The organism is Acidocella sp. KAb 2-4, from assembly GCF_020567705.1.
Classification (GTDB): domain Bacteria; phylum Pseudomonadota; class Alphaproteobacteria; order Acetobacterales; family Acetobacteraceae; genus Acidocella.
Window position 1 is genome coordinate 25,727 of the sequence record NZ_JAJDJU010000001.1, and the last position, 21,976, is coordinate 47,702.

General features: G+C 66.3%; 22 protein-coding genes and 3 tRNA genes. 15 read left to right on the top strand and 10 right to left on the bottom strand.

What is annotated here, in order from left to right:
- Positions 1 to 31: 31 nt before the first annotated feature.
- From LI953_RS00120 to LI953_RS00145, 6 genes are all read right to left on the bottom strand, one after another.
- A complete protein-coding gene (locus tag LI953_RS00120) occupies positions 32 to 1,489 on the bottom strand; it encodes a glycosyltransferase family 39 protein (RefSeq protein ID WP_227073942.1) in 1,458 nt (485 codons plus the stop codon).
- 31 nt (positions 1,490 to 1,520) lie between these two features.
- Positions 1,521 to 2,231 carry a molybdopterin-dependent oxidoreductase gene (locus LI953_RS00125; RefSeq protein WP_227073943.1) on the bottom strand — a complete coding sequence of 237 codons (711 nt, stop codon included), beginning with the start codon at positions 2,229 to 2,231 and terminating at the stop codon, positions 1,521 to 1,523.
- Entirely contained in the window at positions 2,228 to 2,821 is a 594-nt protein-coding gene (locus tag LI953_RS00130) for a cytochrome b/b6 domain-containing protein (RefSeq protein ID WP_227073944.1), read from the bottom strand. The genes LI953_RS00125 and LI953_RS00130 overlap by 4 nt, the downstream gene beginning before the upstream one ends.
- A gap of 147 nt (positions 2,822 to 2,968) precedes the next feature.
- A protein-coding gene (gene prfB / locus LI953_RS00135; RefSeq protein ID WP_227073945.1) for a peptide chain release factor 2 occupies positions 2,969 to 4,100 on the bottom strand; the annotation gives its coding sequence in 2 pieces (ribosomal slippage) (positions 2,969 to 4,030 and positions 4,032 to 4,100; 1,131 coding nt in all).
- A gap of 66 nt (positions 4,101 to 4,166) precedes the next feature.
- On the bottom strand, positions 4,167 to 6,605 hold the full coding sequence (locus LI953_RS00140; protein WP_227073946.1) for a penicillin-binding protein 1A: 2,439 nt from the start codon (positions 6,603 to 6,605) through the stop codon (positions 4,167 to 4,169).
- A gap of 220 nt (positions 6,606 to 6,825) precedes the next feature.
- The gene (locus LI953_RS00145) at positions 6,826 to 7,590 is read right to left on the bottom strand and encodes an N-acetylmuramoyl-L-alanine amidase (RefSeq protein WP_227073947.1); all 765 of its coding nucleotides are present in this window, start codon (positions 7,588 to 7,590) and stop codon (positions 6,826 to 6,828) included.
- A gap of 179 nt (positions 7,591 to 7,769) precedes the next feature.
- On the opposite strand from LI953_RS00145, the gene LI953_RS00150 reads away from it, so the two are divergent.
- From LI953_RS00150 to LI953_RS00170, 5 genes are all read left to right on the top strand, one after another.
- Positions 7,770 to 7,847, top strand: a tRNA-Pro gene (locus LI953_RS00150).
- 109 nt (positions 7,848 to 7,956) lie between these two features.
- On the top strand, positions 7,957 to 9,180 hold the full coding sequence (locus LI953_RS00155; RefSeq protein ID WP_227073948.1) for an MFS transporter: 1,224 nt from the start codon (positions 7,957 to 7,959) through the stop codon (positions 9,178 to 9,180).
- A gap of 2 nt (positions 9,181 to 9,182) precedes the next feature.
- Positions 9,183 to 10,073, top strand: a complete 891-nt coding sequence (locus LI953_RS00160; RefSeq protein ID WP_227073949.1) for a CPBP family intramembrane glutamic endopeptidase — start codon at positions 9,183 to 9,185, stop codon at positions 10,071 to 10,073.
- A 62-nt stretch (positions 10,074 to 10,135) separates the two neighbouring features.
- The gene (locus LI953_RS00165; RefSeq protein ID WP_227073950.1) at positions 10,136 to 10,909 is read left to right on the top strand and encodes a Crp/Fnr family transcriptional regulator; all 774 of its coding nucleotides are present in this window, start codon (positions 10,136 to 10,138) and stop codon (positions 10,907 to 10,909) included.
- 64 nt (positions 10,910 to 10,973) lie between these two features.
- Complete coding sequence (locus tag LI953_RS00170) at positions 10,974 to 11,678, top strand: CBS domain-containing protein (RefSeq protein WP_227073951.1); 705 nt, start codon at positions 10,974 to 10,976, stop codon at positions 11,676 to 11,678.
- 17 nt (positions 11,679 to 11,695) lie between these two features.
- Here the strand turns inward: LI953_RS00170 and ccmB are convergent, their stop codons facing one another.
- Positions 11,696 to 12,340 (bottom strand): heme exporter protein CcmB, encoded by a 645-nt coding sequence (gene ccmB / locus LI953_RS00175; RefSeq protein WP_227073952.1) that lies wholly within the window; start codon positions 12,338 to 12,340, stop codon positions 11,696 to 11,698.
- Complete coding sequence (gene ccmA, locus LI953_RS00180) at positions 12,337 to 12,936, bottom strand: heme ABC exporter ATP-binding protein CcmA (protein WP_227073953.1); 600 nt, start codon at positions 12,934 to 12,936, stop codon at positions 12,337 to 12,339. Before ccmA ends, ccmB begins: the two co-directional genes overlap by 4 nt.
- 57 nt (positions 12,937 to 12,993) lie before the next feature.
- On the opposite strand from ccmA, the gene acnA reads away from it, so the two are divergent.
- Positions 12,994 to 15,684 carry an aconitate hydratase AcnA gene (gene acnA / locus LI953_RS00185; protein WP_227073954.1) on the top strand — a complete coding sequence of 897 codons (2,691 nt, stop codon included), beginning with the start codon at positions 12,994 to 12,996 and terminating at the stop codon, positions 15,682 to 15,684.
- Positions 15,685 to 15,849: 165 nt separating this feature from the next.
- The gene (locus tag LI953_RS00190; protein WP_227073955.1) at positions 15,850 to 16,377 is read left to right on the top strand and encodes a hypothetical protein; all 528 of its coding nucleotides are present in this window, start codon (positions 15,850 to 15,852) and stop codon (positions 16,375 to 16,377) included.
- 5 nt (positions 16,378 to 16,382) lie between these two features.
- On the opposite strand, the gene LI953_RS00195 is transcribed toward LI953_RS00190, so the two are convergent.
- Both LI953_RS00195 and LI953_RS00200 read right to left on the bottom strand, forming a co-directional pair.
- A tRNA-Val gene (locus tag LI953_RS00195) sits at positions 16,383 to 16,457 on the bottom strand.
- A 19-nt stretch (positions 16,458 to 16,476) separates the two neighbouring features.
- Positions 16,477 to 16,551: transfer RNA gene (locus LI953_RS00200), tRNA-Val, on the bottom strand.
- Between the two features lie 92 nt (positions 16,552 to 16,643).
- On the opposite strand from LI953_RS00200, the gene LI953_RS00205 reads away from it, so the two are divergent.
- The 8 genes from LI953_RS00205 to LI953_RS00240 are packed head-to-tail and all read left to right on the top strand — an operon-like array spanning position 16,644 to position 21,974.
- On the top strand, positions 16,644 to 17,393 hold the full coding sequence (locus LI953_RS00205) for a YebC/PmpR family DNA-binding transcriptional regulator (RefSeq protein WP_227073956.1): 750 nt from the start codon (positions 16,644 to 16,646) through the stop codon (positions 17,391 to 17,393).
- On the top strand, positions 17,390 to 17,887 hold the full coding sequence (ruvC, locus tag LI953_RS00210) for a crossover junction endodeoxyribonuclease RuvC (RefSeq protein WP_227073957.1): 498 nt from the start codon (positions 17,390 to 17,392) through the stop codon (positions 17,885 to 17,887). Before LI953_RS00205 ends, ruvC begins: the two co-directional genes overlap by 4 nt.
- Positions 17,884 to 18,480 (top strand): Holliday junction branch migration protein RuvA, encoded by a 597-nt coding sequence (gene ruvA / locus LI953_RS00215; RefSeq protein WP_227073958.1) that lies wholly within the window; start codon positions 17,884 to 17,886, stop codon positions 18,478 to 18,480. Before ruvC ends, ruvA begins: the two co-directional genes overlap by 4 nt.
- Positions 18,477 to 19,514 (top strand): Holliday junction branch migration DNA helicase RuvB, encoded by a 1,038-nt coding sequence (gene ruvB, locus LI953_RS00220; RefSeq protein WP_227073959.1) that lies wholly within the window; start codon positions 18,477 to 18,479, stop codon positions 19,512 to 19,514. The genes ruvA and ruvB overlap by 4 nt, the downstream gene beginning before the upstream one ends.
- Complete coding sequence (locus LI953_RS00225; protein ID WP_227073960.1) at positions 19,511 to 19,906, top strand: YbgC/FadM family acyl-CoA thioesterase; 396 nt, start codon at positions 19,511 to 19,513, stop codon at positions 19,904 to 19,906. Before ruvB ends, LI953_RS00225 begins: the two co-directional genes overlap by 4 nt.
- 40 nt (positions 19,907 to 19,946) lie before the next feature.
- A complete protein-coding gene (gene tolQ, locus LI953_RS00230) occupies positions 19,947 to 20,639 on the top strand; it encodes a protein TolQ (protein WP_227074216.1) in 693 nt (230 codons plus the stop codon).
- A complete protein-coding gene (tolR, locus tag LI953_RS00235; RefSeq protein WP_227073961.1) occupies positions 20,640 to 21,074 on the top strand; it encodes a protein TolR in 435 nt (144 codons plus the stop codon).
- A 21-nt stretch (positions 21,075 to 21,095) separates the two neighbouring features.
- On the top strand, positions 21,096 to 21,974 hold the full coding sequence (locus tag LI953_RS00240; protein ID WP_227074227.1) for a hypothetical protein: 879 nt from the start codon (positions 21,096 to 21,098) through the stop codon (positions 21,972 to 21,974).
- The last annotated feature ends 2 nt before the right edge of the window (positions 21,975 to 21,976 follow it).

A 21,976-nucleotide genomic window follows, 5' to 3' on the forward strand; every position in this document is an offset into this window, starting at 1 on the left:
CACGGCAAAGGGGGCGGTGACGCCCCCTTTTTTAGGGCGCTTTCAGCAAATCGGTGCCGATGAAGGTGGGGATCACCAGCAGCGCCTGGCCGTGGAACCCCACAGTCAGTGCCGGGCCGGGCGCGAAGCTCTTGAAATCAGGCGCGAATCTGGCCGCCGTGGCGCTGGTGCTGCCGGGCATGGCGAGCACCAGGATGGTCTTGCCCAAGAGCGCGGCGGGCGGGGTGGAGATACCGAACTGGTGCGGGTCGTTATCGAACACCGTGACGGGCAGCGGCGAGTTGCGCAGCGCGTAGCCGATCTTCCCGGCATCGAACCATTTCTGCGCGGCCACCGCCTGCACGCCGGGCGGGATTTGCGCGGCCACGCTGTCCCAATCCACGGCCTGCAGCAGCGGCGATTTGCCGGGCGCGAACATGCGGTTCAAACCCGGAATGAAGCTGAAGGTGACCTCCGCCGCGATGATCATCGCCGCCGCCGCGAGCAGCGTGGCCGAGACGAGGGCCACATTGTCGCGCAGACGGGGGCGGAAATTCTGCGCCCAGGCGCCGAGCAGCGGGAACAGCATGAGATAGCCCGGCGCCGCCCAGTGGTAGAGGATATGGGTGGAGGACCACAGCCCGACCACCGCGAAGAGCAGCACCGGCGGCAGCGCCGCGCAGGCCAGCAGCCAGCCCTGCCGCCCAGCCGGGCCGCGCGCCAGGGCGCGCAACATCAGCCCCATCATTGGCAGCCAGAGCCAAGGCAGCACGAACAGCGCCTCGCCGCCCCAGATGGTGAGCGGCATCAGCGGCCGCAGGCGCAGCCCCGTGGCGCGCCCGCCCTGATAGTGGAAGCTCGCCCAGCCATGGGTGGCGTTCCAGTACAGCACCGGGGTGAACAGCAGCAGCGCCAGCGCCACGCCCAGCCAAGGTTCGGCCCGGCGCAGCTCACGCCGCCCGGCGCCATCGGCCAGCACCGCCGCCGCCGCGCCCGCCAGCACCAGCGCGGCGTTGTATTTCGAGAGCATCGCTAGCCCGGCGCACAACCCCGCCGCCAGCCACCAGCGCGGCGCGGGGCGGGCATCGGGCAGGCCGAGGGCGCGGATCAGCGCATAGAGAAAGCCGAGCAGCGCGGCGTTGAGCGGTCCGTCGGGCAATACCCAGGCGCCGAAAGCCAGTGAAAATACTGGAGAGATGGAATAGGTCGCCACCGCCCAGAACCCGGCCCGAGCGCCATAAAGCCGCTTGGTGATGAGATAGAGCAGCCAGGACGACACGCCCGACAGCGCGACGAAGGGCAGGCGCACCACGATGGGCGCGGCGCTGCCGCTGAGCGCGCGCGCGCCAAGTTCTAGCCACCAGGAGGCGAGCGGATGGTCGAAATACGAGGCGGCGAAGCTGCGCGACGCCGCGACCATGTAGCTTTCGTCAATGCCAAGCCCGGTGAACCCTGCGAAGACCAGCCGGAACCCCAGCGCGATGACAACAACCCAGAATGCCGCGTTCATACGCCGTGCATGGCCCGCGCGGGCGGAAAGCTCAAGAGCCGGAGAACCAGTTATAGCCCTGATCTTCCCAATATCCGCCGGGATAGATGTTGGTGACGGCGAGCTGCATGATCTGCTTGGGGTTCTTGAAGCCGAGCTTGGTGGGGATGCGCAGCCGCACTGGCGCGCCAAAGGCCGGGGTGAGCGGCTGGCCGAGGAATTGCAGCGCCAAAATCGTCTGCGGGTGCAGGGCCGAGGCCATGTCGATCGAGGAATAATAACCATCGGCGCAGCGGAAGGCGACGTAGCGGCAGGTAAGATCCGCCCCCACGCGGCGCAGGAAATACGCCAGCGGCACACCCGCCCATTGCCCGATCACCCGCCAGCCCTCGACGCAGACGAGCCGCGTGATCTGCCCCTGCTGCGGCAGGGCGTTGAGTTGCGTCAGCGTCCAGGGCGTTTTGTCAGCGATCTGCCCGCCCAGTTCGAGCTTGTAGGTCGCCGGGTCGATCACCAGCACCTGGCTGATGTCATAAAAGGCGTTGAAGCGTGGCGGCTGGGTGATCTGGTCGGGGCGGAAGGTGGGGGCCAGCGTATGCGGGTCGAACAGTGCCGCCTGCACGCGGTCATTCCAGGCGGACATCATGTGCAGGAATTTATCCGCGAGGTCGGGATGATCAGGGTCTTCGAGGTCGCAGCCCGCCAGCGGGGTCGCCAGCCCCAGCGCCATGGCGCGCATCAGCAGATCGCGGCGTTTGGTCATGGCAGGCGCCCTCCGGTCAGCATCGGCGGCAATGTGCGCGGCACCAGGGCGACGAGGATGAGATGCACCGCGATGAACAGCGAGATCACGCTCATGGCGGTGAAATGCACATAGCGCGCGGCGAAATACCCGCCGCAGAGATCGCACAGATACCAGAGCTGCACGGGCTTCCAGATCGCCAGCCCCGAGACCACGGCGACCAGCCCGGCCAGCAGCACCACCACATAGAGCAGGCGCTGTACCGCGTTATAAACGCCGCGCTCATGGCGCAGCTTCAGGGTGAGGGCGGCGGTGAAATCGTGCCAGACCTCGCGCGGGCGGATCGGCAGCAGCTTGCGGTAATGGCCGGAGGCGAGGCTCCAGGCGGCATAGGCCAGCCCGTTGAGCACCAGCAGCCACATGCAGGCGAGGTGCCAGGCGATGGCCCCGGCCAGCCAGCCGCCAACGGTGATGGCGGAGGGGAAGGTGAAGCCGAAGAGCGGCGAGGCATCGTAAATCTGCCAGCCGGAGCCGATCATCATGATGATGGCGAAAGCGTTGACCCAATGCATTAGCCGCAAGGGCCAGGGATGGATGACCTGTTCGCGCATGTCCCGTTCCTCCTGGCGGCAAAGGTGCCGCGAATGCTGATACGCGTCGAGGCATCGAATGGATGCCCAAACGGCATTGGCCCCGGAGCGGGCAAGCCGGCGAGCCTCATCAGGCTCTGCCGGGCGCAATTGGTCTCGTAGGCGCCGTTACTCGGCCATGGCCGAGGCTTCGGAGCGCGTCGCGCCCACCCGCCCCGCCAGCGACGCCGCCATGAACGGGTCCAGCGCGCCATCGAGCACCGCGGCCGGGTTGCCGCTTTCGTAGCCGGTACGCAGATCCTTCACGAGCTGATACGGGGCCAGCACATAGGAGCGGATCTGGTGGCCCCAGCCGATCTCGGTCTTGCTCGCCTCGGTCGCCGCCGCCGCCGCCTCGCGTTTCTGCAATTCCTGCTCATACATGCGCGCCTTCAGCATGTTCATGGCCGTGGCGCGGTTGCGGTGCTGCGAACGGTCGGTCTGGCAAGCCACGATGATGCCCGTGGGGATGTGGGTAATGCGGATCGCGGATTCGGTCTTGTTCACGTGCTGGCCGCCCGCGCCGGAGGCGCGGAACGTGTCCACCTTCAGATCCGCCGGGTTGATCTCGATCTCGATGCTGTCATCGACCACCGGATACACCCAGACGGAGGCGAAGCTGGTCTGGCGCCGCGCGTTGGCGTCAAACGGCGAGATGCGCACGAGGCGGTGCACGCCCGCCTCGGTCTTCAGCCAGCCATAGGCATTGGGGCCCGAGATTTGCAGCGACATCGACTTGATGCCCGCCTGCTCCCCCTCGGATTCGTCCAGCACCTCGACCTTGAAGCCCTTGCGCTCGGCCCAGCGCATATACATGCGCGCCAGCATCTGCGCCCAATCCTGCGCCTCGGTGCCACCCGCGCCGGCGTTGATTTCCATGAACGCGTCGCGCCCATCCGCCTCGCCGGAGAGCAGGGATTCGATCTCCTTCTCCTTGGCGGTCTCGGCCAGGCGCTCCAGCGCGGTGAGGCCGTCCTTCACCATCGCCTCATCGGCCTCGGCCTCGGCCATCTCGATGAGTTCCAGCGTATCCTTGGTCTCGGTCTCGATGGCGCGCACGCCCTCGATCATCGAGGCCAGCCGGTTACGCTCGCGCATCACGGTCTGCGCGGCCTCGGCGTCGTTCCAGAGGTTCGGGTCCTCGGCGCGGTGGTTCAGCTCTTCGAGCTTGATGACAGCGGCATCCCAGTCAAAGATGCCTCCTCAGCAGGGCGACCGAGCGGCCGATCTGCTCATTCAGTTGGTCGGATTCAGCGGACATGACGCGGATATAGGCATAGAAGCCCCGAAAGAATAGGGGGCAGGGCGCGCCTGCCCCCGTTATGTATCAGTAAAGGCCGCCCAGCGCGTTGTTGATGCTGGATGGCGAGGCAGGCTGCCCCGGCCCGGTGGTGCCGGGGGAGGCGGGCGTGGCGCTGGCGCCGCCATTATCCGTGCCGCCGAGCAGCGCGTTCTGCGCCTGCGCGCCAGGCGCCTGGCCGGGCTTGAAGGCCTCGGTGACCATGGTGCCATCCGGCTCCGCCGCCTGTTGCAGCGTCATGCCCGGCGGGGGCGCCCAGTCCAGATTCGGCTGGTTCGCCAGCGCCACCTTCATGTATTCATTCCAGATCGGGCCGCAGACATTGCCGCCGGTCTGGTTGTTGCCCAGGCTGGCGGGAGTGTCGAAGCCGATCCAGCAGCCGGTGACGATGCCGGGCGTGAAGCCTATGAACCAGGCGTCGTTGAAGTTGTTGGTGGTGCCGGTCTTGCCCGCCACGGGTTGCGAAATGCCAACCACCGCCGGAGCGCCGGTGCCGCGCTGCACCACGCCCTTCATCATGGTAATCATCTGATACACCGAATCCGGGTCGGCCAGCTGCGCGCCCGAGAGGCTGAGCTGCGGCATCTGGCCGGGATCGGCATTGTTTTCGCAATTATCGCAGACCTGACCGGGCGCCTGATAAAGCACCGTGCCATCCGGGTTGGTCACGCTGTCGATCAGGCTGGGGGTCACCTGCCGGCCATATTCATCCAGCGCGGCATAGGCGGTGACCATCTTCCACAGCGTGGTGTCGATGGCGCCGATGGCCGAGGGGTAATAGGGCGGCATCTGGTCCACGATGCCGAAATTCTGGAAGGTGGTGCCGACATTGCTCAGCCCGATCTGCCGCGTCAGATGCAGCGTGGCGAGGTTGAGCGACTGCTCCAGCGCATGGAAGATCGGCACCGGGCCCTGGAAGGTCTCCTCGTAATTGCCGGGGCGGTACACGGTGCCGTCGGCCAGCTGCTGCACGAACGGCGCGTCGAGCACCGGGGCGTCGGGCTGCACGCCCTGCTCCATGGCGGTGAGATAAACCAGCGGCTTCACCGACGAGCCCGGCTGGCGCTGCGCCTGGGTGACGCGGTTAAATGGGCTGATGGCGTGGCTCCAACCGCCGACCATGGCCAGCACCCGCCCGGTCACCGGGTCGATGGAGACCAGCGCGCCCTGAATGTTGGGGATCTGTTCCAGGCTGAGCTTGGCCCCGCCGGAAACCATCACGACATCGCCCTGCTTCAGCACGTCGGCCACCGAAGATGGCCGCGGACCGGGCGCGCCGCCCACCAGCGGGCGGGCCCAGCGCATATTGGCCAGCGGCAGCTCGCCGGTTTCGGCATTGCCGGTGGCGGGGTCGATGGACCCGATCTCAGCGCTCGCGCCACCCGCCTGCAACACGATGCCCAGGCGCCAATCAGCGCGCATGCCGGGCGGGTTGGATTGCTTGGCCAGATCCTTCTGCCAGTTTGTGGCGAGGGCCGGGTCGTCGATATGCGCGACGCGACCGTGCCAGCCGCTATAGGTGCGGTCATACTGCTCCAGCCCATCGCGCACGGCGTCGGTGGCGGCTTGCTGCAACCGCGGGTCGAGGCTGGTATGCACCACCAGCCCGCCATTATTCACCATGTCGGGGCCGAATTTCTGGACCAGCTGCGCCTTCACCGCATCGGCGAAATAACCGCTATCGGTCACGCCCTGGCTGGCCGCGCCCGCGCGGGGCAGCAGCGGTTCGGCGGTGGCGGCGTCGGCCTGCGCTTGGCTGATGGCGCCGTCGGCCAGCATGCGCCCGATGATGAAGTTGCGCCGGGCCAGGGCGTCGGCCGGGTGCAGGAATGGATCGTAGTTGGTAGGCGCCTTGGGCAGCGCGGCCAGTGTCGCCGCCTGGGCGATATCGAGCTGGCTCAGCGGCTTGTTGAAATAGGTCTGCGCCGCGGCGGCGATGCCGAAGGAGTTGTGCCCGAGGTCGACCTCGTTGAGATACAGGGTCAGCACCTGCTGTTTGCTCATCGCCTGCGAGACGCGCACGGCGAGCAACGCCTCTTTAATCTTGGTGGCAAAGGTGATGTGATTGTCCAGCAGCATGTTCTTCACCACCTGCTGGGTGATGGTGGAGGCGCCGATCGGGCGGCGGCCCGTGCCGATGAGCGAGATATCGGTGATGGCGGCGCGCACGATGGCGGCGGGGTTCACCCCCGGCTCGACCCAGAACAGCCTGTCCTCGGCCGAGATGAAGGCCTGCGCCACCAGCGGCGGGATCTGGTCATAGGTCACATAAATGCTGTGCTGCGAGCCGACCTCAGAGACCAGCTGGAAATTGCTGGCGAAGATGCGGCTCTCCAAAGGCGGCTTGTAGGTCTTCAGGCTGTCGATGCTCGGCAGCCCGGCGGAGAACACGAGAAAGGCGAGGCCACCGCCGATGATCGCCAGGATGATGCCGAGAAACACCAGCCGGTAAAGGCCGGAGACCATGAAGCCGATGATCCTGCTCAGCAGGCCACGCCGGCGCGGGCCGCGGGGCGGGCGTGGCGCCCGGGGCGGCGGGGAGGCATTCCGGCGCGAAGGGGAAAGGCGTTCACCGGCGGAAAATTCACCGGCGGAAAAAGGGTCTCTCGGGTCAGACATGCAGGGCTCTTAGCATCGCCGCGCCCTGGCTGCGAGAACGCGGCGCATAAAAATGCCGCAATCCGGCTCAGCCGGTCGGGCTGTGCTTGGCGTAATCGGTGAAATAGGTGTCGATCGCGCCGGTCAGGTGGGAGACGAGTTGCGCGCGCTGGCGCGGGTCGCGCAGGCGGGTCTCGTCCAGCTTGTTGGTCAGGCAGCCCATTTCCAGCAGCGCGGCGGGGGTCGAGGGGTCGCGCAGCACCGCGAAATTGGCGCTGCGGTGCGGGTCAGGCAGCAGCGGCACCACCCCCGTAAAGCTCGCCTGGATATCCTGTGCCAGGCTTTGTGAGCCGATCTTGGTGGCGCGCGTCTCCAGGCTGGCGAGGATGCTGGCGACCTGCGGTGACACGCCAGTAATCTGCCCAGGTGGCGAATCGGCGCCGTTTTCATCATTGGCGATGCCGGCGGCCAGCGCGTCGGAGGCGGTGTCGGACAAAGTGAATATAGAGGCGCCGCGCAGAGTCGGGTCCGGCAGATGGTCGCAATGCAGAGCCAAGAACAGGCTGGCATTGGCCTGCATCGCCATCGCCACGCGCCCCTCCAGGGTCACGAACACGTCGCGCGTGCGGGTCATCGCCACGCGGTAGCGGCCGGTGCGCAGCAGGGCGGTTCGCAGGGCGAGCCCCGTCGCCAGTGTAATCGTCTTCTCAAACACGCCATCCGGGGCGATGGCGCCAGGGTCGTGCCCGCCATGACCGGGGTCGAGCATAACCAGCGGCTTCTCAGCCGTGACAGCGCTGGCCCGGCGCGGCATGGCGACGCCCGCGGCGACTCCCCCAAGCGCCAGCCGCATCAGCCCGCGCCGACTCGGTTCACAGTTCACGCACATGCACAATGGTTATCACACAGGATTGGCTTTTTTCCAGGACTTATTGATTTACCTTGGAATCATATTGTTACAGCCGGGCCGGAAACTTAATTCGCCGGGGCACTTGCGGAACCTGCCGGGCTTCGGCTATAGGCTCGCCGCATCGGAGTGTAGCTCAGCCTGGTTAGAGTACTGTGTTCGGAACGCAGGGGCCGGAGGTTCGAATCCTCTCACTCCGACCATCTTCCCCTTAAAAAATCTGTATCCGCTTCAAGGGCTTAAACGCGTTGCGCTGGGTCTGTGGCTGGCTTATGCCTGTAGCCATAGCCTAAACAGCCTGGGGAGAGTTGCATGGCCGTCACCACCGCCGCCGAGCGCGCCCGCGCCCGCAACGCCGTGTTCGCCGCCTACATGGGCTGGATGCTGGACGCCTTCGATTTCTTCATCCTCATCCTGACCTTTGACGAGGTGGCGAAGACATTCGGCGTCTCACTCACCGCCATCACCACGGCCATCACCCTCACCTTGGGCACGCGCGCGCTCGGCGCCTTCGTCTTCGGCCGCCTGGCCGACCGTTATGGCCGCAAGCCGATCATGATCCTCGTCGTGCTACTATATTCGCTCTTCGAGGCCGCGAGTGGCTTCGCTTGGTCGTTCGCCGCCTTCCTCGTCATCCGCACGCTGTTTGGCATCGCCATGGGGGGCGAGTGGGGCATCGGCTCCTCGCTGGCCATGGAGACGATTCCCGAGCGTTGGCGCGGCTGGGTCTCGGGGGTGCTGCAGGCGGGGTATCCCTCCGGCTTCCTGCTCGCCACGCTGCTGTTTGAGTTCGGTGACAAGGCGCTGGGCTGGCGCGGCATGTTCTTCGTCGGCGCGGTGCCGGCGCTGCTGGCGCTCTACATCGCCACGGCGGTGGAGGAGAGCCCGGCCTTCACCCGTATCCATGCCGGGCCGCGCCCCGCCATCGGCCGCATCCTGGCGCGCAACGCCAAGCTCGCGGTTTACGCCGTGGTGATGATGGCGGCGTTCAACTTCTTCTCCCACGGCACCCAGGATATTTATCAAAAAGCCTTCCTGGCCAAGCAGTTGCACTTCACCCATGCCGAGATCGCCAATGCCGGCATCATCTTCAACATCGGCGCGATCCTGGGCGGAATCTTGTTTGGCTGGCTGAGCCAGCGCATCGGGCGGCGCTACGCCATTATCGGCGCCTGCGTGTTGGCGCTGGTGATGCTGTATCCGTGGTCGCACGGCACCAGCTTCGCCACCATCGCGATCGCCGCGTTTTTCATGCAGGTGGCGGTGCAGGGGGCGTGGGGCGTGGTGCCGGCGCATCTCAACGAACTCTCACCCGCCGAAATCCGCGGCACATTCCCCGGCTTCGTCTATCAGCTCGGCAATTTCATCGCCTCGGTCAACGCGCCGCTGCAAGTGGCCATCGCGCAATCGATGGGCGGGGATTTCGGCTTCTCCCTGGCCTTGATGGGCGGCGGCATGGCGGTGCTGCTGATCGTGCTGATGCTGTTCGGGCCGGAAGCGCGCGATGTCTCGATGAGCGCGCGCAGCGCGGCCTAAGCATGGGCTGGCTGGAGCGGTCGGCCCCGGTGCCGGGGCTGTGGCGCGCGGGGCAGGGCGTGCGCGCGGGCTGGCGGGTGGCGATGTTTCTGGCGCTGACGGCGGGGTTCGTGCTGGCGGGCGCGGCGCTGGCGGCGCCGTTTGTGCTGCCACGGCTGCACACGGGCGCGGGGCTGACGCCGGGGTTTCTTGCGATCAACGAGGCGCTGCTGGTGGTCCCGGCCGGGTTGGCCAGTGGCATCATGCTGCGGCTGGAGGGGCGTGGTCTCGCGGCTTGCGGGCTGGCGGGGCGCCGCCGCGCCGCGCGCTGCGCCGCCGGATTCGCTCTTGGCGTTGGCTTGCTGGCGGTGTTGGCGGCGCTGCTGCTGCTCACGGGCCATGCCCGCGTCGCTTGGGGCGGGCTCGGCCTTGCGGCGCTCGGCTGGTATGCCCTGGCCTGGGCCGCGGCCAGCCTGTTCATCGGCTTCACCGAGGAGTTCACCTTCCGCGGCTATTTGCTGCAAACCCTCACTCGCGGCGGTGGCTTCTGGCAGGCGCTCATGTTCACCAGTCTATTATTCGCGGCGCTGCATTTCAGTAATCACGGCGAGGGCTGGCTCGGCGCGCTGAACGCCGCGCTGGGCGGGGCGGTGTTCGCGCTCGGCATCCGGCGCAGCGGCGCGCTGTGGTGGAGCATCGGCCTGCATGGCGGCTGGGATTATGCCGAGAACTTTCTCTTCGGCACGCCCGATAGCGGCCAGAGCTGCGCCTTCACGCTACTGCGGCTCTCCCCCGCCGGAGCGCCCTGGCTTTCGGGCGGGGCCACCGGCCCCGAGGGCAGCCTGTTCGCCACCGTGCTGCTGACCGGGGCGGCGCTGGCGCTCTGGGCATGGCCGGTAAACAAACCTGAATAATACGTATCAGGAACGTGACCTTTGATGTGGATCAACGGCGAGAGACTTGTTAGACACGCTGCATGACCTCGCTGAACAAGATCACGGATTTCCGGCGCCCGCTTGCCATCAACTTGGCGAATCGCGCGGCCCCGTCGAATTGCGACGATTGTGGCGCCCGCCATCATGGGTTGTGCGACGCCCTGTCCGACGACGAGCTGGGCTTTCTCTCGCGCGCGGCGCAGCGGCTGACCCTGCCGGCCAATAGCGTGTTCATCGAGGAGGGCGAGCCCGCCCAATATTTCTACAACATCAATTCCGGCAATGTGCGGCTGTTCAAGAGCCTGCCCGATGGCCGCCGCCAGATCACCGGCTTTGCCGGGCCGGGCTATTTTCTTGGTCTGGCGTCGAAGGACAAAAACACATTCTCGGCGGAGACGATGGAGCCGGTGAAGCTCTGCCGCTTCACCCGCAGTGGAATCGCCGCCGTGTTCGACGAATTTCCGGTGCTGGAGCGCAAGCTGCTCGACGTGGCGATGCACGAGCTGGTGCTGGGCCAGCAGCAGATGCTGCTGCTCGGGCGCAAGACGGCGCTGGAGCGCATCGCCAGCTTCCTGCTCTCCTGGGCCGAGCGGCTGGAGATGTGCGCCTCGGGCCGCCTGCCCAGGCCCAATGTCGCCATGCCGTTGCCGCTCTCGCGCACGGATCTCGCCGATTATCTCGGCCTCACCATCGAGACGGTGTCGCGCTCGCTTTCGCAGCTCAAGCGCGACGGGCTGATCGAGATTCCCAATATCCACGAGATCGTGCTGCTGCGTCCGCAGGCGCTTTCGGATATCGCCGAAGCGGCGGTTTGACCTGCGTCAAGGTCACGCGCCGGTTTTGGCGGCAGGAAAAGCCTACGTCTTCCAGGAGAAAGCCATGAAAGTCTCGGAGCTGATGAGCCGCAACACGATTTCGGTGTTGCCCGGCACCACGGTGGCCGATGCCGCGCGCATCATGTTGTCAAACCGCGTCACGGGCCTGCCGGTGCTCGATGAAAAGGGCGCGCTGGTCGGCATCGTCAGCGAGGGCGATTTGCTGCGCCGGGCCGAAATCGGCACTGACGGCAAGCAGGCGGGCTGGTTGCGCGCACTGCTGATGCCGGCCTCTGTCGCCTCGGATTATGTCACCACCCATGCCCGCCATGTCAGCGGCGTGATGACCCATAATCCCGTCTTCGTGACGCCGGACACGCCGCTCGACGAGGTGGCGCAGCTGATGATCCGCAAGCACATCAAGCGCCTGCCGGTGCTCGATGCCGGCCAGCTCGTGGGCATGATCAGCCGCTCCGACCTGCTGCGCCTGCTGGCCCGCAAGCTGATCGAAACCCCGGTGGAGACCACCGACGAGGCGATCAGCGCCTATATCAAGGCCGAGCTGGACAAGGCCCGCTGGGCCCCGAAATCCGGCCTGCGCGTGAGCGTGCAAGATAAAGTGGTGACGCTGGACGGCACCATCTTCTCCGACGAGGAGCGTCAGGCGGTGATCGTGATCGCCGAGAACGCGCCGGGGGTGAAGGAAGTGAAGGACAACCTGATCTTCGTCGATCCCGGTTCGGGCCTGGCTTTCCCGCCCGGCGATTAGTCCGGCCTAAGGGGCGGCTATTCGGCGGCCGCCCGCAACGCCGCGCCGGCTCCCAGCGGGGCCAGCGGCAGGGCGGCCAGCAGAATGGCGCCCAACATATATAAAGGTGCGGCGGGGTGGTCGGATGTTACCACCGCCGTACCGAAGATCAGCGCCGGGATCACCAGCGGCAGGGTGATGAGCGGCATTAACACGGCTGCGCGCCGCGCCCCCAGGCTCACCGCGGCCGACAGCGTGCCGAGCAACGACAAAATCATCGTCCCCGGCGCCAGGCTGAGCAGCAGCAGCGCCAGCTTCGCCTCGGGCAGGCGCAGCATCACCGCCAGCGGCGCGGTAATGAGCAGTAGGGGGAGCCCGCTGGTGAGCCAATGCACGGCGGCTTTGGCCAGCGCGATCTCATAGGCGGGCAGGCCCGACAGCAGCAGCAAATCCAGCGTGCCATCCTCGAAATCCGCCCCGAATAGCCGGTCCAGCGGCAGCAGCGCGGCGAGCAGCGCGCACACCCACACCACCCCGGCGGCAATTCCGGCCAACACGGTGGGCGACGGGCCGACCGCGAAGGCAAACAGCGTGCCAGCGATGACGAAGAACAGCAGCGCCGCCACGGTGTCGGCCCCGTGGCGCAGCGAGAGTTTCAACTCGCGGGCGATCAGCGCGATCATAGGGCCAGCACCTCCATGTCGGGCAAGTCCAGCGGGGTGTGGGTGCTGGCGATGATCATCCCTCCCGCCGCCCGGTGCGCCATGCACAGCGCGGCGAATCGGTCTACCGAGGCGGCGTCGAGTCCCGTGGTCGGTTCATCCAGCAGCCAGAGCGGGCGGCCTGAGGCGGCCACGCGCGCAATCGCCAGGCGCCGCTTCTGCCCGGCCGAGAGGAAGCGCGCGGGCAGGGCGGCGAAGCGCTCCAGCCCCACCGGTTTCAGCGCCGCCAGCGGCACATGCTCGGCCACGGTCAGTGCAGGCTTCACTGCGTCGAGATGTCCGAGCCAGGCGATCCGCGCCGCATGCGCCGCGCGGTCGGCCAGGGCGGGCGAATTGTCCCATAATAGCGCACCGGCGGCGAGCGGGGTGAGCCCGGCGATGGCGCGCAGCAGGGTGGATTTTCCGGCGCCGTTTTCGCCGCGCAGCAAAAGCATGCCACCACTGCCCAGAGCGAAGGCGACTCCCTTGAGCACGAGGCGTTCGCCGCGGAAAACCGCGAGATTTTGAGCAGTGAGCAGGTGCAAAATTCCTTGGCGGCGGAATGGACGGACTGGCACGCCTATGGTTTAAGCCGTGCGAAATCACAAGCGGCAACAGCAGAAAGGTTTTTGCCCATGACAGCCATCGGCCACGATAGCCTCAAAACCCAGCAAACCCTGAACGTGGACGGCAAGGAGTACAAGTACTTCTCCCTGGCCGAGGCCGCGGCCAAGCTGGGGGACATCTCCAAGCTGCCGAAGACGCTGAAGATCCTGCTGGAGAACGTGCTGCGCTTCGAAAACGGCGCCAGCTACACCGTGGACGACGCCAAGGCGATCGTCGAATGGCTGGAAAAGGCGGCTTCGCAGAAGGAAGTGCCGTTCAAGCCCGCCCGCATCCTGATGCAGGATTTCACCGGCGTGCCGGCGGTGGTCGATCTGGCCGCCATGCGCGATGGCGTGATCAAGCTGGGTGGCAAGCCCGAGAAGGTGAACCCGCTGATTCCGGTGGACCTGGTCATCGATCACTCGGTGATGATGGACTACACCGGCTCCGCCGACGCGCTGAAGAAGAACCTGGAGCTGGAGTTTGAGCGCAATGGTGAGCGTTACCGCTTCCTGCGCTGGGGCCAGGAGGCGTTCAACAATTTCCGCGTGGTGCCGCCCAACACCGGCATCTGCCACCAGGTGAACCTGGAATATCTCGCGCAGGTCGCCTGGACCTCCGAGAATAACGGCGCCACCTTTGTTTATCCCGACACGCTGTACGGCACCGACTCGCACACCACCATGGTCAACGGCCTGGGCGTGCTGGGCTGGGGCGTGGGCGGCATCGAGGCTGAGGCCGCGATGCTCGGCCAGCCGATCGCCATGCTGATCCCCGACGTGATCGGCTTCAAGCTCACCGGCAAGCTCTCCGAGGGCGTGACCGCCACCGATCTGGTGCTCACCGTCACCGAGATGCTGCGCAAGAAGAAGGTCGTCGGCAAGTTCGTCGAGTTCTTCGGCGAGGGCCTGGACGAGCTGACGCTCGCCAACCGCGCCACCATCGCCAACATGGCGCCGGAATACGGCGCGACCTGCGGCTTCTTCCCGGTCGACGACCTGACCATGGATTACCTGAAGCTCTCCGGCCGCACCGAACACCAGATCAAGCTGATCGAGGCCTATGCCAAGGCTCAGGGTCTGTGGCGCGTGACCGGCCAGGACCCGGTGTTCACCGACGCGCTGGAGCTCGACCTCTCCACCGTGCAGCCCTCGCTGGCTGGCCCGAAGCGCCCGCAGGACCGCGTGCTGCTCAAGGACGCGGCCTCCGCCTTCAACACCGAGCTGACCAAGGGCCTCGGCGTTCCGGCCGACGCGGTGAACGCGAAGGGCGCGGTGGCTGGCAGCAATTACGAGATCACCCATGGTGACATCGTGATCGCCGCCATCACCTCCTGCACCAACACCTCTAACCCCTACGTGCTGATGGCCGCCGGTCTCGTCGCCCGCAAGGCGAACGCGCTGGGCCTGAAGCCGAAACCCTGGGTGAAGACCTCGCTGGCCCCTGGCTCGCAGGTGGTGAGCGACTACCTGAACAAGGCCGGTCTCTCCGCCGATCTCGACGCGCTGGGCTTCCAGGTCGCCGGTTACGGCTGCACCACCTGCATCGGCAATTCCGGCCCGCTGCCGGATGCCATTGTGGACGCCATCGAGACCAACAAGCTGGTCGCGGTGTCGGTGCTCTCGGGCAACCGTAACTTCGAGGGCCGCGTGCACGCCAATGTGCGCGCCAACTACCTGGCCTCGCCGCCGCTGGTGGTCGCCTACTCCCTGCTCGGCAATATCCGCGAGGATATCACCACCGCGCAGATCGGCACCTCGAAGGATGGCAAGCCGGTGTTCCTGAAGGATATCTGGCCGAGCAACAAGGAAGTCGAGGACGCGGTGCACGCCGATCTGAACCGCGAGATGTTCGTCTCGCGTTACTCCGACGTGTTCAAGGGGCCGCAGCAGTGGCAGGCGATCGAGGTTACCGGCGGCACCGACACCTATGCGTGGCCGGCCGGTTCCACCTATGTGAAGAACCCGCCCTACTTCCAGGATATCACGCCCACCCCGCGCGGCGCCGCCGACATCAAGGGTGCGCGCGTGCTGGCGCTGCTGGGTGACTCCATCACCACCGACCACATCTCCCCGGCCGGCAACATCAAGAAATCGTCCCCGGCGGGCGTGTACCTCACCGAGCATCAGGTTCTGCAGAAGGACTTCAACTCCTACGGGTCGCGCCGCGGCAATGACGACGTGATGGTGCGCGGCACCTTCGCCAACATCCGCATCAAGAACGAGATGATGGGTGGCGCCGAAGGTGGCAACACCAAGTATTATCCGGGCGGTCAGGAGCTTTCGATCTACGACGCCGCCGTGAAGTACAAGGCCGATGGCGTGCCGCTGGTGGTCATCGCCGGGCAGGAATACGGCACTGGTTCGTCGCGTGACTGGGCGGCCAAGGGCACCATGCTGCTGGGCGTGAAGGCCGTGGTGGCGGAGAGCTTTGAGCGCATCCACCGCTCCAACCTGGTCGGAATGGGCGTGCTGCCGCTGCTGTTCAAGGATGGCGTGACCCGCAAGAGCCTCGGCCTGACCGGCGAGGAGACCCTCGACATCGTGGGCCTGGACAAGCTCAGCCCGCGCATGGACCTGACCCTGGTCATCACCCGCGCCGATGGCTCCAAGCAGGAAGTGTCGGTGCTGTGCCGTGTGGATACCGCCGACGAGGTGGAATACTACAAGCATGGCGGCATTCTGCAGTACGTGCTGCGCGGGATGGCCAAGGCCGCCTAAACCGCATGGGGCAGGGGGGGTTCAGCCGCCCCCGCCATACGGAAAACGGCGCCCGAGGGCGCCGTTTTTTGTTTCCCGCCAATATGTTATCTTTCGGTGAAACCGGCTTGCGGCCCGGCTTGTGGCGCTTGCCAGGGGGCGTGGGTTCGCCACAATGCAGAGCTAATGTCGCAAATCGCCTCCATCGTTAGCCTGCTATCCGCCGATAGCCTGAGCGGCCCATCCACGGTCGGCCAACTCACCTTGTGGGACAAGGTGGTCGGGCTGGACGTGCGGACAGGCGATGTCGAGCAGGCCTTCCTCAGCGATCCGGCGTTGCCCGGCTTCATCGTGCATGACAACCGCCAATTGTTCGGCGTTCTCTCGCGCCGCGCGCTGCTCACGGCGATTGCCCAGCCCTTTGGGCGTGAGGTGTTTATCAAGCGTCCGCTGCGTGAATTGGCGCACAAGATGGATACCAACCCGCTGGCTCTGAAAGGCGCCACCCGCATCGCCGACGCCCTCAAACAGGCGGTTAACCGGGATGACGAGCGGCGCTTCGAGCCGGTGCTGGTGCATACCGGCGCCGCCGTCGGGCTGCTGGAAATTCACATGCTGATGATTGCCCAGGCCAATCTGCTGGAGGAGGCGCTCTCCTCCAAGGATGCGCTGATCGGCAAGATCAAGGCTGTTTTGGGCGGGCGGGTGGCGTGAGCCGATGGTGGGCGCGACAGGGATTGAACCTGTGACCCTTCGCGTGTGAAGCGAATGCTCTACCGCTGAGCTACGCGCCCGATTTGGCACCGGAGAACATGGTGGGCGCGACAGGGATTGAACCTGTGACCCTTCGCGTGTGAAGCGAATGCTCTACCGCTGAGCTACGCGCCCGGTGTGCGGCGCTGCTTAGAGAAGCCGGGGAGCACTGTCAACCGCCGCGCGGCACCTTCCCGGCGCGGGGGCAGAAATGCTACAGCCGGGCCATGGCTGGACATTCGCAATTCAAAAACATCATGCACCGCAAGGGTGCGCAGGACGCCAAGCGCGCCCGCATCTTTGCCAAACTCATCCGTGAAATCACCGTCTCCGCCAAGGAGGGGTTACCCGACCCGGCGGCGAATCCGCGCCTGCGCGCCGCCATTGGCGCGGCGCTGAAGCAGAACATGACGCGCGACGCCATCGACCGTGCGATCAAGAAAGCCTCGGGCGCTGGCGGGCAGGAGAATTACGAGGCCGTGCGCTACGAGGGCTACGGCCCGGCCGGCGTCGCGGTGATCGTGGAGGCGCTCACCGATAACCGCAACCGCACCGCCTCGGTGGTGCGCGCGGCCTTCAACAAGGCGGGCGGCGCGCTGGGCGAGACCAATTCGGTCTCCTTCATGTTCAGCCGCCTCGGCGCGGTGCGCTACCCGGCCGCGGTGGCCGATGCCGACACCATGCTGGAAGCCGCCATCGAGGCGGGCGCCGATGAGGTGGTGAGCGACGAAACCGGGCACGAGGTGCAGACCACGATCGAGAATTTCTTCGCCGTGCGCGACGCGCTGGTGCAGAGATTTGGCGAGCCCGCCGAGGCGGGGATCGAGTGGCGCCCCAACACCACCGTGGCGCTGGACGAGGACAAGGCCGCGGCGCTGCTCAAGCTGATCGACACGCTGGAAGACGATGACGACGTGCAGAACGTCTACGCCAATTTCGAGGTGGCGGAAGACGTGATGGCGAAGCTCAGCGCTTGATCCGGCTTCTTGGCATCGACCCTGGCCTGCGCTTTACCGGCTGGGGCGTGCTGGAGGCCGAGGGCAACCGGCTGCGCCATGTCGCTGATGGGGTGATCGCCACCGAATCGGAGGATGACGTACCGTCGCGGCTGAAGATGCTGGATGATGCCCTGGCCGAGATCCTCGTCCGCTACGCCCCCGCCGAGGCGGCGGTCGAGGAAACCTATGTCAACCGCAACGCCACCGCCACGCTGAAGCTGGGCTATGCCCGCGGCGTGGCGCTGCTGGCCCCGGCGCGGGCCGGGATTCCGGTGTTTGAATATGGGGCCAAGACGGTGAAAATGGCGGTGGTGGGCACGGGCGGCGCGGATAAGGAGCAGGTGGGGCAGATGGTCCGCCGCCTGCTGCCGGGCGCCGCGCAAAAGCGCGCCGACGCCGCCGACGCCCTGGCCGTGGCGATTTGCCACGCGCATCACCGCGCCTCGCTGAATGTATGGAGACGACCAGCATGATCGCGCGGCTGCGGGGCATTGTGGACAGCATCGAGGAGGGGCGCTGCGTGATCGACGTCAACGGCGTCGGCTATCTGGTGTTCTGCTCCAGCCGCACGCTGGGCGGCCTGCCAGAGGGGGTGACGACGCTGCTGATCGAAACCCAGGTGCGCGAGGACGCGATTTCGCTTTATGGCTTCGCCACCGCCGCCGAGCGCGAATGGTTCCGGCTGCTCACCACCGTGCAGGGCGTGGGGGCCAAGGTCGCGCTGGGGATTCTCTCGGCGCTGTCGCCCGACCAGCTGATCGGCGCCATCGCCGCGCAGGATAAGGGGGCACTCACCCGCGCGCCGGGCGTGGGGCCGAAGCTGGCGGTGCGTTTGGTCACCGAATTGCGCGACAAGGCCGGGGCGATGCCCGGCGGTGGCGCGGCGGCTTTGCCCGTGGCCGCCACCCCGGAAGGCGATTTGGCCGACGCGCTCTCGGCGCTCACCAATCTCGGGTATCGCCGGGCCGAGGCCGAGGCGGCTTTGGCCAAGGCGGTGGCCGCGCATGGCGAGGGGGCGGCGCTTGACGTGCTGATCCGCACCGGGCTGAAGGCGCTGGCGAAATGAACACTGACGACCGACTCACCTCAGGCGAGCGCTTGGCCGATGACGCGGCAGAGGCCAGCCTGCGCCCGCAAACGCTGGATGATTTCACCGGCCAGCAGGCCAGCCGCGAAAACCTGAAGATCTTCATCCAGGCCGCCAAAGCCCGCGGCGAGGCACTGGACCATGTGCTGCTGCACGGCCCGCCCGGTCTGGGCAAGACCACGCTGGCGCAGATCGTGGCGCGTGAGCTGGGGGTGGGGTTCCGTGCCACCTCCGGCCCGGTGATCCAGAAAAGCGGTGATCTCGCGGCGATCCTCACCAATTTGCAGCCGCGCGACGTGTTGTTCATCGACGAAATCCACCGCCTGCAACCGGCGATCGAGGAAATTCTCTACCCGGCGATGGAGGATTTCCAGCTCGACCTGATCATCGGCGAAGGGCCGGGCGCGCGCACGGTGCGCATCGATCTGCCGCCCTTCACGCTGGTCGGCGCGACCACCCGCGCCGGGCTGCTGGCCACGCCGCTGCGCGACCGTTTCGGCATTCCGCTGCGGCTGGTGTTCTACACGGCTGACGAGCTCACCGGCATCGTCATCCGCCTGGCGCAGAAGCTGGGCATGGAACTCTCTTATGAAGGCGCGCATGAAATCGCGAAGCGCTCGCGCGGCACGCCACGCGTGGCTGGGCGACTCACCCGCCGGGTACGCGATTTCGCGGCCGTGGCCGGAGGCGGCGAGATTACCCGCGCCATGGCCGATGCCGCGCTGACGCGGCTCGATGTCGACCATAAGGGCCTGGACGCCATGGATATCCGCTATCTGCGCCGTCTGGCCGAGCATCATGGCGGCGGTCCGGTGGGGGTGGAGACACTGGCCGCCGCCCTGGCGGAAGCCCGGGACACGCTGGAGGATGTGGTCGAGCCTTATCTGATTCAGGAAGGGCTGCTGCTGCGCACCTCGCGCGGGCGGATGCTGGGCGATGCCGGCTGGCGGCATTTAGGGCTGGCCCCGCCACAGAATCGCCCCGATCAGCTGGAACTACTGCCGCCTGAATGACCTATAGCTACGAGACCCGCATCTATTATCAGGACACCGACGCCGGCGGCATCGTGTACCACGCCAATTATCTGGCGATCGCCGAGCGCGCGCGCACCGAGGCGTTGCGCGAGATGGGGGCCCCGCATGCGGAAATGGTTGCCCAATACGGCGTGATGTTTGTGGTGCATCGCGTCAATTTGCACTATCAGCGGCCCGCGAGGATCGATGAGGTGGTGCGCGTGGAGACCGAATTTATGGAAATTGGCGGGGCGACGGTAACGCTTCGTCAAAAATTCCTGCGCGACAGCGACTCGCTCGCCGTGCTTGATCTCGCGCTGGGTTGCGCGCGTGTCTCGGATGGCCGGGCCACGCGCATTCCGCGCGACTGGGCGCAGCGGCTGAAAATCTAACTGGGGAAAGACATTGGACCAAACGGTGACTCAGGCGGCGATGGCCGCGCCTTCGGCGGCGAATCTGTCGCTGCTCGGCCTGTTCCTCCAGGCCGATGTGGTGGTGAAGCTGGTGATGCTGGTGCTGCTCTTCGCGAGCGTGTGGGTGTGGACGATCATCATCGAGAAGGTGATGACCCTGCGCCGCATCAACCGCGAGGCGAACACGTTTGAAGACGAGTTCTGGTCCGGCGGCAGCCTGGACACGTTATATGAGCGCGAGGGCACTGACCCGACCAACCCGATGGCCGCCGTGTTTGGCGCGGCGATGAGCGAGTGGAAGCGCACCGCGCGCATCGCCGGCACCGAGATCGGCAAGACCGGCGTGAAGGAGCGCGTGGACCGCGCCATGGGTGTAACCATCATGCGCGAGATGGACCGGCTGGAGCGCTTCATGATCTTCCTCGCCTCGATCGGCGCGACGGCCCCGTTCATCGGTCTGTTCGGCACGGTCTGGGGCATCATGCACTCCTTCTCGGCCATCGCCGCCATGCACAACACCGATCTCGCGGTGGTCGCGCCGGGCATCGCCGAGGCGCTGTTTGCCACCGCCATTGGTCTGGTCGCCGCCATTCCGGCGGTGCTGGCTTACAACAAGCTGTCCAATGATCTGGCCCGCTTCGCCTCCCGGCTGGAGGGATTCGGCACCGAGTTCGCCGCCATCCTCTCGCGCCAGACCGAGGAGCATAAGTAAATGGCTGGCGGGCTGATGGGGCCGGGCAACGGCAAGAAGCGCTACCGCCCGATGGCGGAGATCAACGTCACCCCGCTGGTGGACGTGATGCTGGTGCTGCTGATCATCTTCATGGTCACGGCGCCGATGATCACCTCCTCGGTGAACGTGAATCTGCCGCAGGCCAACGCCAAGCCCGCCCAGGCCGATGCCAAACCCATCACCATCACCGTGAACGCGCAGGACCAGATCTTCCTGCAGAACACGCAGGTGGAGCTGAGCAATCTGGTCGCCACGCTGCAGCAGGCGGCGCAGAACAATCCTGATCAGCGCATCTTCGTGCGCGGCGACAAGGATGTGTCCTACGGCGACATGCTGCAAGTTATGGCGACCATCACCCAGGGCGGCTTCACGAAAGTGGCGCTGCTCGCGCAACCGACCGGCGCCGGCAAGTAAGCCGGGCAGGGGAGCAGGAATTTGGATCGGGATCTGCGCCGCGGCGCAACCATATCCGCACTCGTCCACGCCGCCATCATCATCGCGGCGATCGTGGCGCTGCCGCTGCAGCCGCTGAACACCACGGCCAGCGAGGATGTGGATGTGGACTTGGTCGGCCCCACCATGCCCCAGGAAGCCTTTAACAAAGGCAAGGTGCCGGCGCCGGCCAACACGCCCGTGCCGCATCAGGGGCCTTTGGCGGTGAACCAGCCGAAGCCGCAGCCGCTTGAGGCGCCGCCGCCACCACCGGCCCCAAGCCCGCAGGCGATTCCCACGCCGCCACCGCCGCCGCGCCCGCCGCAGAAGCAGACGAGCACAGTGCAGCAGCCGCCGCAGAAGCAGCCGCCCGCGAAGCAGCCCCCGGCCCCGGCCCAGAGCCCGACGCATCAGCAGCACGTGGTGAAAACCCCCGCGCCGCTAAGCCAAAACGTGCTGAACACGCTGATGAAGCTGCAGGCGCTGCAGAAGCAGACGCAGCCGCCCACGCATGTCTATAACCCCGATGCGGGCGGTGCCCCCAATGGCGGCGGCAGCCCCAACAGCACGGCCAATTCCGGGCTTTCCGGGGCTGACCGCGATGCCATCGGTAACCATGTCCGCCCCTGCTGGAGCGTGGATGCCGGCGCGCCGGGCCTGGCCGGGTTCAGCGTGATGCTGCTGGTCACCACCGACCCCTCGGGCACGGTGCGCCAGGCCGTGGTGGCGCCGCAGGATCAGGGCAAGATGAGCGATCCGTATTTCAATGCTTATGCGAACCGCGCCATCGACGCGGTAATGAACTACCAGTGCGCCACCCTGCCGCTGCCCTCCTACATGCTGGGCCAGAACCAGACCTTCCTGTTCCATTTCACGCCGTGAGA